This window comes from Candidatus Xianfuyuplasma coldseepsis (genome assembly GCF_014023125.1).
Classification (GTDB): Bacteria; Bacillota_I; Bacilli_A; order Izemoplasmatales; family Izemoplasmataceae; genus Xianfuyuplasma; species Xianfuyuplasma coldseepsis.
In genome coordinates, this window is sequence record NZ_CP048914.1 from 365232 (window position 1) to 383108 (window position 17877).

At 39.0% G+C, this 17877-nt stretch carries 17 protein-coding genes; 5 read left to right on the plus strand and 12 right to left on the minus strand.

Annotated elements, in window-relative coordinates:
* Positions 1–8: 8 nt before the first annotated feature.
* The 3 genes from G4Z02_RS01620 to htpG are packed head-to-tail and all read right to left on the minus strand — an operon-like array spanning position 9 to position 3280.
* Positions 9–713 carry an alpha/beta hydrolase gene (locus tag G4Z02_RS01620; RefSeq protein WP_258878111.1) on the minus strand — a complete coding sequence of 235 codons (705 nt, stop codon included), beginning with the start codon at positions 711–713 and terminating at the stop codon, positions 9–11.
* Positions 714–725: 12 nt separating this feature from the next.
* Positions 726–1340 carry a hypothetical protein gene (locus tag G4Z02_RS01625; RefSeq protein ID WP_258878112.1) on the minus strand — a complete coding sequence of 205 codons (615 nt, stop codon included), beginning with the start codon at positions 1338–1340 and terminating at the stop codon, positions 726–728.
* Positions 1341–1381: 41 nt separating this feature from the next.
* Complete coding sequence (htpG, locus tag G4Z02_RS01630) at positions 1382–3280, minus strand: molecular chaperone HtpG (protein ID WP_258878113.1); 1899 nt, start codon at positions 3278–3280, stop codon at positions 1382–1384.
* 147 nt (positions 3281–3427) lie between these two features.
* On the opposite strand from htpG, the gene G4Z02_RS01635 reads away from it, so the two are divergent.
* A complete protein-coding gene (locus G4Z02_RS01635) occupies positions 3428–4336 on the plus strand; it encodes a lipoate--protein ligase (protein WP_258878114.1) in 909 nt (302 codons plus the stop codon).
* Between the two features lie 89 nt (positions 4337–4425).
* The gene (locus tag G4Z02_RS01640; protein WP_258878115.1) at positions 4426–6150 is read left to right on the plus strand and encodes a phosphoenolpyruvate carboxykinase; all 1725 of its coding nucleotides are present in this window, start codon (positions 4426–4428) and stop codon (positions 6148–6150) included.
* A gap of 203 nt (positions 6151–6353) precedes the next feature.
* Here G4Z02_RS01640 and lpdA read toward each other — a convergent pair whose 3' ends face one another.
* Genes lpdA through pdhA form a run of 4 tightly spaced genes read right to left on the minus strand, consistent with a single transcriptional unit; the run spans position 6354 to position 11105 of the window.
* Positions 6354–7730: a dihydrolipoyl dehydrogenase gene (gene lpdA, locus G4Z02_RS01645; protein WP_258878117.1), complete on the minus strand. Its 1377-nt coding sequence runs from the start codon at positions 7728–7730 to the stop codon at positions 6354–6356.
* Positions 7731–7739: 9 nt separating this feature from the next.
* On the minus strand, positions 7740–9044 hold the full coding sequence (locus G4Z02_RS01650; protein WP_258878118.1) for a dihydrolipoamide acetyltransferase family protein: 1305 nt from the start codon (positions 9042–9044) through the stop codon (positions 7740–7742).
* Positions 9044–10021, minus strand: coding sequence for an alpha-ketoacid dehydrogenase subunit beta (locus tag G4Z02_RS01655; protein ID WP_258878119.1), 978 nt, complete (start codon positions 10019–10021; stop codon positions 9044–9046). Before G4Z02_RS01655 ends, G4Z02_RS01650 begins: the two co-directional genes overlap by 1 nt.
* A 1-nt stretch (position 10022) precedes the next feature.
* Complete coding sequence (gene pdhA / locus G4Z02_RS01660) at positions 10023–11105, minus strand: pyruvate dehydrogenase (acetyl-transferring) E1 component subunit alpha (protein WP_258878120.1); 1083 nt, start codon at positions 11103–11105, stop codon at positions 10023–10025.
* A gap of 160 nt (positions 11106–11265) precedes the next feature.
* On the opposite strand from pdhA, the gene G4Z02_RS01665 reads away from it, so the two are divergent.
* The 3 genes from G4Z02_RS01665 to G4Z02_RS01675 all read left to right on the plus strand — a co-directional run bounded on the left by G4Z02_RS01665 (position 11266) and on the right by G4Z02_RS01675 (position 13076).
* A complete protein-coding gene (locus G4Z02_RS01665) occupies positions 11266–11481 on the plus strand; it encodes a hypothetical protein (RefSeq protein WP_258878121.1) in 216 nt (71 codons plus the stop codon).
* A gap of 83 nt (positions 11482–11564) precedes the next feature.
* On the plus strand, positions 11565–12440 hold the full coding sequence (locus tag G4Z02_RS01670) for a phosphatase PAP2 family protein (protein ID WP_258878122.1): 876 nt from the start codon (positions 11565–11567) through the stop codon (positions 12438–12440).
* Between the two features lie 15 nt (positions 12441–12455).
* Positions 12456–13076, plus strand: coding sequence for a rhomboid family intramembrane serine protease (locus G4Z02_RS01675; protein ID WP_258878123.1), 621 nt, complete (start codon positions 12456–12458; stop codon positions 13074–13076).
* Between the two features lie 28 nt (positions 13077–13104).
* Here G4Z02_RS01675 and G4Z02_RS01680 read toward each other — a convergent pair whose 3' ends face one another.
* The 5 genes from G4Z02_RS01680 to G4Z02_RS01700 form a co-directional block, all read right to left on the minus strand.
* A complete protein-coding gene (locus G4Z02_RS01680; RefSeq protein ID WP_258878124.1) occupies positions 13105–13287 on the minus strand; it encodes a hypothetical protein in 183 nt (60 codons plus the stop codon).
* A gap of 106 nt (positions 13288–13393) precedes the next feature.
* Complete coding sequence (locus tag G4Z02_RS01685; protein WP_258878125.1) at positions 13394–14497, minus strand: Ldh family oxidoreductase; 1104 nt, start codon at positions 14495–14497, stop codon at positions 13394–13396.
* Between the two features lie 214 nt (positions 14498–14711).
* On the minus strand, positions 14712–15602 hold the full coding sequence (locus G4Z02_RS01690; RefSeq protein ID WP_258878126.1) for a hypothetical protein: 891 nt from the start codon (positions 15600–15602) through the stop codon (positions 14712–14714).
* A gap of 20 nt (positions 15603–15622) precedes the next feature.
* A complete protein-coding gene (locus tag G4Z02_RS01695; RefSeq protein ID WP_258878127.1) occupies positions 15623–16270 on the minus strand; it encodes an SEC-C metal-binding domain-containing protein in 648 nt (215 codons plus the stop codon).
* A 79-nt stretch (positions 16271–16349) separates the two neighbouring features.
* Positions 16350–17744, minus strand: a complete 1395-nt coding sequence (locus G4Z02_RS01700) for an amidohydrolase (protein ID WP_258878128.1) — start codon at positions 17742–17744, stop codon at positions 16350–16352.
* Between the last annotated feature and the right edge of the window lie 133 nt (positions 17745–17877).

A 17877-nucleotide genomic window follows, 5' to 3' on the forward strand; every position in this document is an offset into this window, starting at 1 on the left:
AAGGTTGCTTATCCTGTGATAAAGTTACATATATCATCGATTAATTCATCGTGGTAATGTTTGCGTTCAAAGCAGTGGGGTGCACCGGGGTACACTTTGACACGACTATCAAGTAGTTGATCGTTTAACCAAATGGCATTGTCTTTACCAACCGCGGTATCTTCTTCGCCTTGAAGGATGAACACTGGTTTTTTGTAGGCTTTGACGTGGTCTAGTGGTTTCCCTTTGGCAAAACTGCGGATAAACTCCCGGTGGATGATTAGTCCATGTAAGTCCCGTGTCATTCCTTCGTCTTCACTGAAGATATTGGATTCCATTTTACCGATATGAATCGCAGGAGCCATTAAAATCAGTTTATCAATGTCGTCTCGCACCGCATCCATCGCTAAAAATCCGCCCATGCTAAATCCGAGTAAGATGACGTGTTGATAGTGTTCTTTCGCATAGTCTAATATCGTTTGTGCTTGGGCTTGCATGAGTGGTACCCGTAAGTCTTCAAATTGGACATCGCTTTCGCCATGGCCAAACCAATCAAAGCGTAGGGTGGCAATCCCTTTGTCTTCAAGTCCATCGGCAATATCTTTGAAGAGGTTACGACTTTCGGTACGGTTACCGGTAAATCCATGCAGCATCACGAGGACAGTATCACTCGATCCTTGCTTGTACCCACGCATGGTGTGTCCATTTGTTTGTAGTTCTATATGTGTTTTCATTGGGTTCTCCTTTTATTCTAGAAGTAACATAAATACCGCTTGAAATGCTCCATTGTTTCGTGATAGCCGTGGATCACATTGGGCTTTTACAATATTAATCATATCACGATATTTTTGGTAAAAGGCAAAGGATGCTTTGGGGGAATAGGTAATATCGGTACATTCTAAATACGATAGTACTTTCTTTACGGTGGTTGGTTTCACTAATACTTCATACTCACCGTCTAGGTAAAATAGTAATACACTTAGGATGGGCCACTTCGCCATTTTATATGGTGCAAGTAACGATACCAATCGATCAAAGCCTTGAGCTTGATTCTCATGAATCATCGTATACACCGCATCGACGATATCTTGTTTGAAGAGGTCATCGGCTTCATTGATAAGATTTCGAAATCTCGTTTTCTCAAAGAGACTTACCAAGGATGAACGCGTAATCAATTTGACAATGCCGTTAATCGCACCGACTTGATTGAGGGATTCTTTACTAAGGACTTCTTTGGCCATTTGTTCCATTTTATCGACTTTGTGTTTCTTGCCCGCTTCTTTCATCTCGGGGCTATCAAAGCCTTTGGGATAGAGACTTAAAAATCGTTGTTCGAGGATTCTCATATGTTTCATATTCATCGAATCACCACCTTATATATAGTATAACAAAAAATGCCAGCTTAGCTGACATTTTTGTTTCGTTCAATCATTAACTCAACCATTAAGTTACTGAACTCAACTGGATTATCCAGTGGGAGTCCTTCAATGAGTAATGCTTGGTTGTACAAAATGGTTGCGTATTTATTAATGTTTTCTGGGGCTGTTTCATGAATCGATTCCAAGGTTTGGAAGAGTTCATGATTTGGATTGATTTCTAAGATGCGTTGTGCTTTGGCATCGGGTTTGTTGGGGAGTTGTTGTAAGACTTTTTCCATTTCCATGGAGAGTCCTTCACCACTTACTAAACAGACAGGACTGTCTTTTAAGCGTTTTGACAATACAACATTTTCCACTTTGCCTTCAAGTCCTTCTTTTAAGGCATCTAATAAGGATTGTTTTTCTTTGGTGAGTTTGTCGACTTTCTTTTGTGCTTTCTTATCGATTAGGTCCAAGTCACCTTGGTTGATCGATTTAAAGGTTTTGTCGTTGTATTTCATTAAGATGTTTACCATGAACTCATCGATATCGTCGGTGAAGAGTAATACTTCATAGTCTTTGTCTATGATTAAATCCATTTGTGGTAAGGCAAGAATACTGTCTTTGGTTTTACCAGATGCGTAGTAGATGTGTTCTTGGCCTTCGCGCATATCATCGATGTATTCTTGTAAGGTTTTAAATTCATCGGATTTGGTGGTTTTAAACATGATTAAGTCTTGGAGTTTTTCTTTGTTCATTCCAAAACCTTCGTAGATACCATATTTCAAGTTAATACCATAGATTTTATAAAACTCGTTGTATTGTTCGCGTTCGTTTTTGAGCATTTTTTCGAGTTCGTTTTTGATTTTGGTTTCAACATTGCTTGCGATTTTTTTGAGCAAGCGATCGTGTTGTAACATTTCACGAGAGATGTTTAATGATAAATCACTGGAATCAACAAGTCCTTTGACAAAGCGGAAGTAATCGGGGATAAGCGACTTGTTTTTATCCATGATGAAGACGCCTTTACTATAGAGTTGAAGTCCTTTTTCGTACTTTTCACTATAGAGATCAAATGGGGCGTGTTTCGGAATAAAGAGTAAGGATGTGTAGGTTGTAAGACCTTCGACTTTGGTGTGAATGACGCGCATTGGTTCTTCGTAGTCGTTGAACTGATGTTTGTAGAAGTCGTTGTACTCTTCTTCTTTGATGTTGCTTTTATTGCGACGCCAAAGGGGAATCATCGAGTTTAAGGTTTCGGTTTCACTATAGGTGATTGGATCCGCATCTTTGTCTTCGGGATAATCCGTTTTAGTGACATCCATTTTGATCGGGTAACGGATATAGTCGCTGTATTTTTTAACGAGGTTTTTCAGTTTGTATTCACTTAAGAACTCGTCGTAGTTTTCTTCGGTTTCGTCATTGTTGTCACGCAGTTCTAAGATGATGGTCGTTCCAAAATCATCTTTTTCGGATTCACTGATGGTGTAGCTTGCACTACCGGTGCTAACCCATTTATACGCTTGATCACTATTAATCGATTTGGTGATGACGGTAACTTTTTTCGATACCATAAAGGCACTGTAGAATCCAACACCAAATTGGCCGATGATTTCAATGTCAGCATTATCAAGTCCTTCTTGGAATTCTTTACTACCACTTTTCGCTATGGTACCTAAGTTGTTGATTAACTCTTCTTCGGTTAATCCAACACCGTTATCGGTAATGGTAATCGTGCGTTTGTCTTTGTCAAACTCGAGAAAAATCTCATATTCATCCGCTTTATCCGCATCGGTTAAAGCGATGTAGTGACGTTTGTCAATCGCATCACTGGCGTTGCTGATTAACTCGCGTAAAAAGATTTCTTTGTGGGTGTAAATACTATGCACCATTAAATCCAATAATTTTTTCGATTCGGTTTTAAATTGTTTTGTTTTTGCCATGTAAATGTCCTCCTAAATCGGTGTGTGTTTATATTATCCGAGACTATTATACACATTCTTGTTAGCACTGTCAAGCCATGAGTGCCAAAGAGTTTTCAATTGTTGTTTTGACACCTTTAAGGTACAATAGTATTAGGATGTGATGCGATGAAAACAATCATCAACCCAAGTACCAATCCATACTTTAATTTAGCACTGGAAGAATATGTCTTAAAACATCTTGATCTTGATGAAGATGTATTTTTCTTATGGCGTAATGATCCCTGTGTGGTGATTGGTCGGAATCAAAATCCATTTAATGAAATTAATATCCACTATACATCGTCTCACAACATCCCAATCTTACGACGAATCAGTGGTGGCGGGACGGTCTATCATGATCATGGGAATGTCAATTTCACATTTATCACCAGTACAATTCAAGAACGATTGAATAATTACGAGTTCTTTATTCATCCATTAATTGCGATTCTTCAAAAAACAGGTGTTCCTGCTCGTTTTGTCCCATCCAGTCATATTTATATCAACGATACCAAGATTAGTGGTAACGCCCAGTCATTCTATAAGAATAAAATGATGCATCATGGGACCCTACTCTTTGAGAGTGATTTAACCCATTTAAAGAATGTCTTACATCACCACAAACACTACAATTCTAAAGCCGTTTCCAGCACCAGAGCATCGACTACTAATATTAAAAACCATATGACTGTATCCGCTACAATAGAGGAGTTCATGGACTTCATCCTCAATGAGTATTTTATCGAAGATTACCACAATCATATTGTAGAATTGAACGATGAAGATATAAAACAGATTAACAAAATCATGAACGACAAATACCATTCCTGGAGTTGGAACTTAGGGGAAACACCAGAGTTTTGGATTAACGAAGAGATTGATGGGGAAATCATTCAGATGCGAATTCATAAAGGGATCGTTCAGGAAAGCTCCTTCTACCCGGAAGATATTGAAGGATTACGGTTTGTTGAAGAGGAATTGCAAGAACGACTTCCCGATAGTGAACACGCAAAACTACATCAATTATTTCAATAGGCACGATGGTGCCTATTTTTTTGTGAAAACGCTTTATCTGATTAAAGTGATTATTTCCTTGTTATAATGGAGAATACGAGGTGACACCTATGATTAAAGAATTTTCTATAAATTCCAACAATGTGATTGTGAACTTCTCGATCAAGTATTGTCAAACAGAAAAAGAATTACTGGATTCCAAATCGTTTGAGAAGATTTTACACAATCAGATTAAATACTTACAAAAACAAAACGCATCGTTGCTTGATCGTTTGCATTTAATCATGCCATCTACCGATTTAGAAAACGAGTTTTTACGATTGTTTAAATTACTGATTATCATGGATAAACAATCGATTGCGGAAGTCAATCCCGAATATCTAAAAGTGTTTCAACACACGTCAGATGTTATTGATTTTATCGAAGGTTTATATAATTACTGGCGAGGTCTAGAACGTTACGCACTGATTCAAACAACCGGTGATAAAAGTGGGATTCAAAATGTGAACTTTATCGAAGCGAAAAATGCCTTTACCAATTTGGTTCTTAAAACCTATCGCCGGATTGAAGAAAACCTCATGGAAAAAGATCAAAATATCTACCGTCAACTATCCGCAGGGATTAATGCGGGTATTGTCTTAACGGATAATAAGATTGATCTTCCGTCTACCTATGACAAAGTCGAGGATATTCCGATTATTCAAAAGATTGTCTTTACGCCACCATTTATCATCTATCCCAATGAAAATAAACGCAGTGGTTTGTTTGAAAGGAGCGATGTCAATCCAATCGATTACATCGAACTGAACCAAAGCCATTTCTTCTGTTACCCTGCGAAAGTAGGATCTAGTTTAGCATTTGTCTACTTCCATCGTGACTTTATGAATCATGGGGTTAGTTTATGTAACTTGTTTGATCTTGCAGAACCAGAGGAATACATCAATAAATCACCGGACTTAATTTATGTCTTTGGTGCACGTTTGCCAAAACATGAAAAACGAACCGTATACTATTATGATAAAAAAAATGATATTCATGTTGGGTACGTATCCAATACCAAAGAAGTGGATTACTTTGGGTACATGAAGAAGATGATTCTGACACTTCATAATTTGCGAATGATTAAATTAGGGAATCTTCCGATTCATGGAGCAATGGTTCATATTACCCTTAAAAATGGGATTGAAAAAACGATTGCGATTGTCGGCGACAGTGGTGCTGGTAAGAGTGAATCGTTAGAAGCGTTCCGAACCCTATCCAAGAAATATCTCAAGGAGATTAAGATCATTTTTGATGATATGGGTAGTTTCCATATTGAGGATGGTAAAGTCATTGGCTATGGAACCGAAATTGGGGCCTTTGTTCGATTGGACGATCTTGAAATGGGGTACTCCTTTAAAGAAATGGACCGTGCCATCTTTATGAATCCCCATCGTCAGAATGCTCGTGTACTACTTCCGGTATCGACCTATGATGTGGTAACAAGAGGATACGAAGTTGATATCTTACTCTATGCGAATAATTATGAAGATACCAATGATGTTTTACGTTTCTTTGATACCCCTGAGAAAGCGATTGATGTCTTCAGTAAGGGTCGACGCAAAGCCAAAGGAACAACCAGTGAGAGTGGACTTGTCGAGAGTTTCTTCGCCAATCCCTTTGGACCGGTACAAGAGGAACAAGCAACGACAAAACTAATCAATCAATATTTTAATCAATTGTTTGATAACAACATACCGGTAGGTGAAATCTATACCAAACTGGCGATTCCTACATTTGAACGAAAAGGACCTGAACAAGCCGCAAAACAATTATTCAAATGGTTACAACAATAATCAAAAGAGACTACTTGTCTCTTTTTTTGTTAACCAGATTGTTAACCACATCATTAACAGATTGTAAACCAGATTGTAAACTTCATCGTACATCGTATTGTTAATCGTATTGTAAATCATATTGTTAACTTGACTAATAATTAGACTTTAATTGCTTAGAATAGAAAAAAGACTACGAATATTGAGTTTCGTAGTCTTTTGTTTTAAATATGGATTGGTTTATCGATGACACCATGAGCAGCTTCCATGACAATTTCACTAAGGGTCGGATGGGGATGAATGGCTTTGGCCAGTTCATTCGCTGTTCCTTCTAGTTCCATGGTTGTTACGGCTTCAGCAATCATGTCGGTTGCGTTTGGTGCTAAGATGTGCATTCCTAAAATTTCGTTGTAGGTGGTTTCCGCAAGAATTTTAATGAAGCCATCGCTCTCACCTTCGGCGAGTGCTTTTCCATTGGCTGCTAGAGGGAAGATACTTTTCTTGTACGAAAGTCCTCGCTCTTTACATTCTTGTTCGGTTAATCCAACATAGGCAATTTCTGGGAATCCATAGATTCCCGATGGAACACGTTCATAGTTAATTTCTTCACCATCGCCAAAGATGTTTTCTATAGCAACAAGACCTTCTTTAGAAGCAACATGAGCAAGCATCATAATGCCGTTCATATCACCGATGGCGTACACATTTTTCACATTGGTTTCCATTTTCTCATTGGTGACAACTCCAACCTTATTGGTTTCTAAGTTTAAGGCTTCTAAACCTTTTACGTTTGGTCGTGTTCCAATTGAGACGAGAATTTTTTCGGCTTCTATTTGATGTTCCTTGCCATCTTTTTCATAGATGACATGAGTATCCGTTACTTTTGTTACTTTGGCTTGTGTGTGAATCGTCAGATGTTTATTTTTTAAGATTTTGACATAGGTACTACGTACTTCATCATCAATTCTCGTTAAGATTTGATCCGACATTTCCAGCATCGTAACGTCGACACCAAGTGTACTATAGAGCGTTGCAAATTCAACACCGATGACGCCTCCTCCGATAATCACAAGATTTTTGGGAAGGATATCTAAGTCTAGTATTTCTTTGGCAGTTAAGGCACGGTTGTTCTTGAAGGCATCTTCAATACCAGGGATTGGTGGGATGAATGGATGGCTACCGGTAGCTAAGATTAAATAGTCTGTTTGTAAGGTTTCATCATTCACATTGACAGTCTTATTATCCACTACAGTACCAAATCCATCATAGACATCGACGCCAGCTTTTTTGAGGAGTCCGCGGACACCCCCAGTGAGACGCTTGACAACTTTGTCCTTGCGTTTTTTGATGTCGGCGAGATTTAGGGTAATCGCGCTTTTGTCATTGATTGTTAGCCCATAATCCTCGGCATGGAGGAATTGTTTGTAGACTTTGGCGGTTTTCAGCATTGCCTTTGTGGGGATACATCCCCAGTTCAGGCATACACCTCCGACATTGTCTTTTTCAATGAGGGCTACTTTTTTTCCGAGATGTCCCGCTTTGATCGCGGCGACGTACCCACCGGGTCCGCCACCAACGACAATGAGATCATATTGTTTCATCGTTATCACCTAACTTAAGAGTAAAAACATCGGGTCTTTAAGATACGATTTAAAGGTTTTTAAGAATCGTCCCGCATCGCCGCCATCAATCACACGGTGATCGATGGATAACGATAGTGGAAGAACGTGGCGAATGACGATGTCATCGTCAATCACAACGGGTTTTTTCATGATTCGACCAATACCAATAATCGCAACTTCGGGATATTTAATGACGGGTGCACCAAAGGTGGAATCAAAGACACCGTAGTTGGTGATTGATATCGTTCCATCTTTTAAATCATCTAATGTGATTTTTTTATTGTGAGCTCGTTCTTTAATATCGGCGAGTTCTTTGGCTATTGTTAGAATTCCTTTCGTATCCGCATCTTTGATATTGGGGACGATGAGTCCATCCGGAGTATCCACGGCGACACCGATGTTCATGTAGTTTTTGTAGACAATTTCGTCCGTGGTATGATCAAAGCTGCTGTTAAAGATAGGGAATTCTTGTAGGGTTTGCGTTAATGCCTTAATGATAAATGGCATATAGGTTAATTTAATACCTTTTTGCTCGGCTAAAGGTTTTTGCGTTGTCCGTAAATCGACTAAGTTACTGACGATGATTTCATCCATCACGGTTGTATGCGGAATAATCGTTTTGCTGGTTGTCATGTTTTCCGCAATGGTTTTACGAAGTTTTGAGATTTTCTCACGACGTGTTCTCTCTTGTGCAAACGTTGGTACCGCTACTTCTTTAAATGGATTAACGGTTACTTTTTGCAGTGGTGTTTGCGTGGTTTCTTTGTCGGCAAAGGCACGGATATCCGCTTTCATAACGCGGCCATTTTCACCACTACCTGGGACGAGTTTGATATCAACACCAAGGTCTTTGGCAAGTTTTCTCGCAACCGGCGTTGCGAGGACGCGTTTCTTCGCGGGTGTTGCCTCGTCTTCGTGTTCAATGCTTGATGCGATAACATCATTGGACACTTCAATACTACCAACGACTCCTGCGGCATTTTCTTCTTCGCCTTCGCTAATCGGTTCAGCTTTGGCTTCTTTCGGTTCTTCTTTTGGTGCTTCTTCAGCTCCACCGGTTCCATCGTCTATCAGGGCTAAGGTTTCACCCACGTGTACAACTTCACCTTCGGCGGGACCAAGTTTCTTGATGACACCTGTGACCGGACTGGGGATTTCAGCGTTAACCTTATCGGTTTCAATCACGACAAGTGTTTCCCCTTCTTCGATGGTGTCACCGACATTATATTCCCACTTGAGGATGTTTCCTTCGTGGATTCCTTCACCGATATCGGCAAATTTAAAATCCGTCATTAGAAATTCACAACCTTTTTAATTTCCCGAGCGATACGCTCTGGGGTAATCATGAAGTGGTGTTCTCCTTTGGGAAGTGGTACGGTGACGTCGTGTCCGGTAAGACGCGTTGGTGGGGCTTCTAAGTATAAGAAGGCTTTTTCATTAACGGTACTGATCATTTCTGCTCCAGGTCCAAACGATTTGACGGCTTCATGGACAACCAAGAAGCGTCCTGTTTTTTGGACGGAATTGATGATCGTTTCTTTATCGTATGGTTGAATCGTTCGTAAATCGATTAATTCAACGGAGATGTTGTCGTTTTCTAATAGTTTCATTGCTTTTTCAACTTCGCGAACCAAGGCTCCCCAGGCAACAACAGTAATGTCTTCACCTTTTTGGACAACCTTAGCTTTGCCAATTGGGACTTTGTATTCGGTTTCGGGTACTTCTTGTTTAAAGGCCCGGTAGATCCGTTTTGGTTCCATGAAAATAACGGGATCGGGATCTTGAATTGCAGCGGTTAATAATCCTTTGGCATCGTATGGAGTTGATGGAATTACGACTTTCAATCCAGGAACCGAAGCAAACATTGCTTCAATCGATTCACTGTGATGTTCTAACGCACGAATTCCACCACCGTAAGGCATCCGAATAACCATTGGTAAGGTATAAACCCCACGGCTACGGTTGCGATAGCGGGCAGCGTGGGCAACGATTTGGTTAAAGGCGGGTAGAACAAATCCACTGAATTGAATTTCAGGGATTGGTTTTAACCCATTAACAGCCATCCCAATCGCACCACCAATGATGGCGGATTCGGCGAGAGGGGTATCAAAACTTCGGTCTTTACCGAATTTTTGTTGAAGTCCTTTGGTGACGCGGAAGACGCCACCTTCGAATCCTACGTCTTCACCAAAGGTGACGACAGTTTCGTCTTTTTCCATTTGTTCAAATAAGGTTTTATTAATTGCATCGAGTACGGTCATAACAGCCATGTTATTCGACCTCCTTGAGATAAGCTTTGTAGTCGTCGAGTTGTTCTTGTAAGTCCGGTGTCATTTCCGCGTATGTATACTTGAACGTTTCTTCTAAGTCTATGAGACCGGTGGCTTCGACTTCTTTAAAGGTTTTGTTGACATAATCGGTTACTTCTTTGGTTTCTTTTTCTTCTTGTTCTTCGGACCAGAGTCCTTTATTGATGAGATAAATTTTGAATCGTTTTAATGGATCGCGTTCTTCCCAGTAATCGACTTCTTTTTGATCGCGATAAATCGTTGGATCATCACTGGTTGTGTGTGGTCCTAAGCGATAGGTTAAGGCTTCGATAATCGTTGGGCCTTCGCCTTTTAAGGCGCGTTTTTTCGCTTCTTCAGTGGCGATGTACATCGCGAGTGGATCGTTTCCATCGACTTGAATACCAGGAATGCCATACCCTACGGCTTTTTGGGCTAAGGTTTTGGCTTTGGTTTGCGTTTCACGTGGGGTGGAGATGGCCCATTGATTGTTTTGAATAATAACAATTAATGGTAAATCTAAGACGGCAGCAAAATTGACACCCTCATGGAATTCTCCATGAGAGGTTCCACCGTCACCAACGTAGGCAACGACGACTTCTTTTTTGTCTAAGATTTTACTGGCATATGCAACTCCCGCACCATGGTTGATTTGGGATGCAATCGGTACACTAATGGGAAGAATTCGAACATCTTTTTCGAAGCGACTTCCTTCTTCATTCCCATACCAATATAAGTAGAGCTGTTTTAAACTAGCTCCACGGTATAACATACCGGCCATTTCGCGAAATGCGGGAACCATCCAGTCTTGTTGTTCTAGGGCGGCAACGACACCAACTTGTGCAGCTTCCTGACCTTTGATTGGTGCATAGGTCAGCATCCGTCCTTGACGTTGATATTGGAGTGCTTTAATATCGGCTATACGTCCTAAGAGCATCGTTTTGTACATCTCGATAAGTTTGTCATCATCGAGTTTGGGGACGAGTTTTTCATCGACGATTTCCCCTTTGTAGTTTAATACTTCTAATATCTTCCCTTTTAAGGGATCAAATTTCTTGGATAACATTGTGTCCTCCTAAATATAATTTTTCTAATTTGTTCATGTTCATTATATTATAAATAACGCTACAAATAAAAACCTATGCATTCTTTTCTAAATAAGAAAATAATCACATTGTTAGCCTTGAAAATTGAGTAGTGTTATAATACAGGTAGGAGATGATACTATGCCTAGTTATATTGTTGTTCCACTGCTGTTGTTCGCAGTTATTGGACTATATATTGTAAGTTACAGTTTAAATAAGAACACGAAGACACCAGAAGGTGTCGAAACACTTGGTAAATGTTCGACATGTGGTAGTGGTAGCTGTTCACTTGCTGGGACCAATGTCCCAGAACCAAAAGATAATTGTGAAGTAGACTATAATCTAAACAATCAATAAATGCTTCGGAAGAAGCATTTTTGTTTGGTATTCAATAATACCTTTATGTGATATAATAATCACTAGAGAATGGAGTGATTGGTATGACCATTGAAGTTGTTGAAGCCCTGCAAAGTTTACAGAATGGATTTTTTGATGTATTCTTTAATTTCATTTCGTTTTTAGGAGAAGAATACGTTTATATTGTTCTATTAAGTATCATTTATTTCGCCTATGATAAAAAGATGGGTGAATTTATGGGACTGGTGTTGTTCTTTACCGGAATGTTCAATGCAACAATCAAAGGCATTGTCTCGGCACCACGACCGTTTCAAGAGTATCCCGATCGGATCACCAATCTTCGACCTGAGACATCCGGAGGATATAGTTTCCCTAGTGGCCATACGCAAATGTTTACATCGTTCTCTTTTGCCTATGGGTTCTATCAAAAACAGATTAAAATTGTCTATGTAGCAACGATTTTTAGTGTTTTAATGGCCCTTTCGAGAATGTATCTTGGAGTCCATTATTTGGAAGACGTTACCGTATCATTACTGTTGGGGATTCTTACTGCCTATCTATTTGCGCAGTTCTTTGTCAAGATTCAAGATAATGACAAAGCATTATTACAAGTATATATTGGTATCTTACTAGCATTTCTACCATTCCTATTTATATTGGACTACGTCGATTTATACAAAACCTATGGATTGATGCTTGGGTTTACGGGTGGTATGGTGATCGAGAAGAAATACATTCAATTTACAATGGATACATTGTTGTGGAAAAAAGGTCTACGCGTTCTTGGTGGATTAATTATCATGATTGCGATTATGGCAGGTCTGGATATCATCTTCGAAGCCATCGCGAAGGAAGGTTCTACATTATTACATCTCTTAGATATGATTCGGTATGGACTTGTCGCCTTTGTCGGATTAGGCGTTTATCCGTTATTATTTAAACCATTACATATACACTAACAAGGAGGGAACATCATGAGTATTTTTGCACGCACAGGGGATTGGAAAAGTTTTTGGGAGCAATCGCCCGTATCAACGGTAATTTTCTTTCTAAATACTGGCTTCTTTCTCGCTGTACTTGTTACAGGAGGATTTGAAGCTAGTGTGATTCAACAATGGGGATTGTTGAATCCAGTACTAGTATTAAAACAGAATGAATTTTGGCGTTTATTTACCGCACCATTCCTACACTGGAGTATTATGCATTTCGCATCGAATATGGTACTGGGAATCATCGTCATGTCAACGGCATTAGAACGTACGATTGGTAGTCGGAAGTTCTCAATTGTATATTTTTCAAGTCTACTTATCAGTAGTACCGCAGTCGTTGTATTCTCCGAATCCTTTACCCAAACCACCGGAGCAAGTGGTGCGATCTTTGGCGTTATGGGCGCATTACTATGGTTATCCATTTATCGGAAAGATATGTTGAACTATCGCGACATTCAATCGATATGGGTGTTAATCGCCTTACAAGTCGTCTCAACATTCGCCAGTATCGGCGTTAGTGTTAGTGGCCATTTAGGTGGACTTGTGGCTGGATTTGGAATATCCTACCTCATTATTCAACGAAATATATTTAAAGTACTGCACTAAAAAAGCACTCCCGAAGGAGTGCTTTTTTTTACGAATCACTTTGCTGCAATAGTTCTTGTTTTCGTTGTTCTAATTGTTGAATCTCAAATGCGAGTTCCTCATCCTGTTGATCTCTTTTGTGATTCATCTCTTGGATCATATAATAATAATCCAAGTAGAACTGGAGACGATCGATATCGTCACAGTTCAAGAGTTCATCCATCTGTTTCATGTTCCCCACCTTCACAAACAGTCGAACAATTCGTGTCCTTTCCACTATTTTACAGACCCTTATCTGTAACAGTACAGTATATCAAATGAATTAAATTTTGTCCAATCTAGAATGGTAGATTGATATCTAAATCTAACATTTCTTTGACATCACGGAAATCTTGTTTTACACCTTCCGTTAGCGGTACACCGGTATCTTTACGTTCCAACCACACATGATATTCTTTTTCTCCAGCAGTGTAAATTCTCTCTTGTCCTGGAGCTTTCTTACTGGCTCGAAGAGCGCGTAAGATATCTCCAGCTATTTTCTTAAAAGTATCGACACCCATAAAGGCTTCGGGATCAATGGCAATAAAGAAATGTCCTAAATGATAAGGAGTTAAGTTGCCATCTTTGTCACGACCACTAAGGGCTTTCATGAAATTTCCAGCTTGTAAGGCGGCACTTAAAATTTCAACAACAACACTGTATCCGTATCCTTTGTATCCCGCAAGTTCTTCACCAATTCCTCCGAGGGGTGCAAGCGCTGCTTGCCCACTGACTAAATCGTGTAAGATTTGGTTACTATCGGTTTTCGCTTCACCATCTTGGCCAACGACTTTACCGGCTTCAGTAGGTTTATTGATTTTCGCATAATATTCGATTTTACCTCGTTGGGTTATACTTGTGGCACAGTCTAAGACAAAGGGAAATTCTTCATCGGTGGGAAGTCCAATCGTTAGTGGATTGGTTCCTAGCATATTTTCCACGCCAAAGGTTGGTGCAACGCTCGGACGAGCGTTGGTACCCGTCATTCCAATCAGACCAGCTTTTGTCGCCATGGTAGCGTAAAATCCTGCAATACCATAATGGGTACTATTGGTGACAGCAACCATTCCAATGCCATATTCTTTGGCTTTCTTTATGGCAAGATCCATCGCATATGTACTCGCAACCATTCCCATTCCATCATTCGCATCGAGTACGGCGGTTGTGGCGGTTTCTCGAATCGTATCAATTTTTGTTGTTGGAAACTGAATCCCAGCTTTTAAGCGATCAATATAGATTGGTTTAAAACGATTGACACCGTGACTTTCAATCCCACGACGATCACTTTCCATTAAGACATCGGCACAGATTTTTGCGTCTTCTTCTGGAACACCCATTTTGACAAATGCTTGAACCATAAAGGTTTCTAAGAATTCCCAAGAGACGATTGTTCGTTTTTCCATTGTTGTCCTTCTTCCTATTGACAGATCTGTCAGTAAATATTGTGATTTGTATCATATTTCGTACAAATTTCTCTCCATATTAAGAATATCACAACAAATCCTTTGTGTATACGGTATAATAAAGGGACATCTTTATCCGGATGTCAACGAGGGGAAGCCTACCCTTCCTCTCCTTTCGTAAAAACAGCATACCCAAGGGGAGTATGCTGTTTTTTTATTGTTGAAAACTCTCCAACAAACGACCAAAGTCACTGTACACAAGTTTATTGAATTTATCAAATTTATGTTCATTACCGATGACTTGTAAGATCAGGTATAACCGATTGAGATAAAAATCACGATTGTCCTCATGGGCAAGATAGTGATGAGCTAAGGCACTGTAGTAATAGAAGTAATCGAGATTAAACGTAGAATGATGTCTAAACGCATTTTCAATACCCTTTGTGCAGATTTCAAGGACATGTGTAAAATCGCCTAAGACGCCTAATTCTTTAGCGATTTTCACAAAGATGTATTGTTGCATCCGGAAGTGTTTCCCTAATACATTGACATCCCCTTTTAATACAAGTTGTAGTTTATCAAGTATCGGTTTACGTTCTTGTTTGGGAAGGTAGGTCATCAGTACACCAATACCTAGTAATTCATTGGAACTGAAGTAGGATTGTTCTAAGATAGATGGATAGGATAATAGTGTTTCAAGGTGTTTTCGTAGTACCGATATCTCTTCTTGTTTGGTGTAGTACTGATATAAGCTAAAACAGATCTGAAAGTAGAGTGTATGTCCTTCTGAGGTAAAACCAATGATCGATAACTTCTCAATCACAGTTTTCGCATCATCGAGATTTAAATGAATAATATCACTATAGAGTTGATCGAGGAGTTCTTGTTCGTTTTGTTTGGTTTGTTCTAAGTCTTGAAGAACGTTGATGGGGTTTACCATCAATCGTTCACAAAGCTCATTAAAGACTCGAAACGGAATCACCGAATCACCACTTAGATATCGTTTGTATTGTCTAGAAGAGATGATTCCATCGGTTAACGTTTCAATGGATATCTTCTTTTGTTTTCGTATGGTATTAACGTAGTTACTTAGTTCAGCAGTCATATTCATCACATCGTTCGTATTTATTTACCACAACATTTTTTGTACTTCTTACCACTACCACATTGACAAGGATCATTCCGTCCTACTTTGTGTGGTTTTGGTAATTGATTGTATTCGGCGAGGGTATAACCATTTAAATTCCAACGTCTGGTATGTTGATGAACCTGTTTAACTAGAGTGGCGTATGTCTTAAAGTCTTGATCGGAAGGAAATATGATATCATACTCATTGGCAATGTTTAATAGTCTTTGATACGGTACAGCGAGTGCTGCCATACCTCTGATTTCATAACATACATTTATGACTTTGACTTCATTCTCTTCAATTGTTTCGATAAATTCAAGTAAATCAAAATAGGCATCATTTTCTTCATACTCATTGTCAATGTAGAATAAGAGTTCGTCTTGTGTTGGAATGTAATACGGTTTATTACGTTTTGTTTGTTTTTCTTGTTGCCATTCTTGTTCCGTATTCATACTCATGGCTTCGGTGTAGAAATACTCTCCATCATAATACATATGGTGTTTTTCTAATAGATCTTGATCAATTGGTTCTGCACTTGGGATATGGTTATCATGATGGTATCGATAGACTTCGACTACTTTGTCTAAGGTTACCATTCCATATAGATTTGTGGCTGCAATAACATATTTGGTTATATCATTCATGTGATCACCTACTCATTGTCATTATACCATGTAATACGGTAATTTATAGCATTCAAAAAGCATGGCAATTTTGCCATGCTTATTTTTTGTCTCTTTTATAGACTAGTTTCCCATCGATATAGGTTTCTAGTACAACGGTATCTTTTAATTCTTCTACCGTACAATTATGAATATCTCGATCAACAATAATGTAATCATTATAGTTCTTATGTTCATCATAGGACATATAGTAACTGTTTTGATAACATTCTAATGCTTCATCAAGTGTGAATTTCTCTTCAGGGAGAAATTCACCTAATTCTGGTTGTTTGATACTGGTTCTAGTGATTGCTGTGTACAAGTTATAAAATGGGTTTACTGGTTCCACAGGAGCATCAGTACTAAAGGCAACATGTACTCCCTCTTTATACATGGTTTTGAATAGATAGGATTCGTTTGCTCGATCTCCTAACCGTTCATGGACAATCCCAATATCACTGTTTAAGAAGATGGGTTGGACGATAGCAGCAACACCTAGTTGTTTCATACGTTGGATTTGCTGTTTCGTCGCAAGCTGCGCATGAATAATACTGTGACGATGATTACGTTTCGTTCTACGTATGCTTTTTTCGATTGCATCTAAAACTAAATCTATCATACCATCACCAATCGCGTGGATGGCGACATCCATCCCATTGGAGTCTGCGAGATAGATGAGGTCTTCTAATTCCGATTGTTTAAAAACTTGTATTCCTTTATTACCTGGATCATCACTGTAGTCTTTGTTTAGATAGGCTGTACGTCCACCCATACTTCCATCTGCGAGTAGTTTTAAAGGACCCATTTTAAATCCATTGTATGTCTTTTTATGATAGCCTTTATTGAGAAAGTCTTGTTGTAGTTTGATTGAAGGAAGATTTACTTGTTCATATAGATGTATTTGCATGAGTCCTTCATGATAGAGTTCTTCTAGTACTTCTATAATATCTTCATAATGTACATTCTTTATACTAAAGTCATCACTACCAACACTAGTAATGCCTTGTGATAGCAAATAGTTATTCGCAGAGATAAACATCTCTTTGAGTTCTTCTTTGGATGGCGGAGGGACAATCTTCATGATTAAATCCATGGCATCTTCGGTGAAGATGCCTGTTTTGTAATCAAAGGATCCACCTTCTATTTGAGGAGTATCACTTGTGATTCCTGCAAGTTCCATAGCTTTATCATTGCATACTAAAACATGGCCACAAGTGCGGATGAGAATTACCGGCATAGATTTAGAGATATGATTGAGATCAAACTTCGTTGGTGTTCGCTTTTCGATAAATTGGGATTCATGCCATCCTCTACTGACAATGATTTTAGGATTATCATTTGAATAAGAAGACAATTCTGCTAATGTTGCGAATTCAGAGCAGTCAGCAATTCTTTGTTGTATACCTATACCTAATACATGCAAATGAGAATCATAGACAGAGGTTAGTCTAATCATATATTTCACCTCAGACAATTACTAACTTTGTTTTTTGCAGAACAATAACTAGGGTGATGATTACTTTCTAAGAATACGCAGTTAGATACTGGTTAAAAGTGTTTGAATGAGTTTTGATTTTATATCATGATTT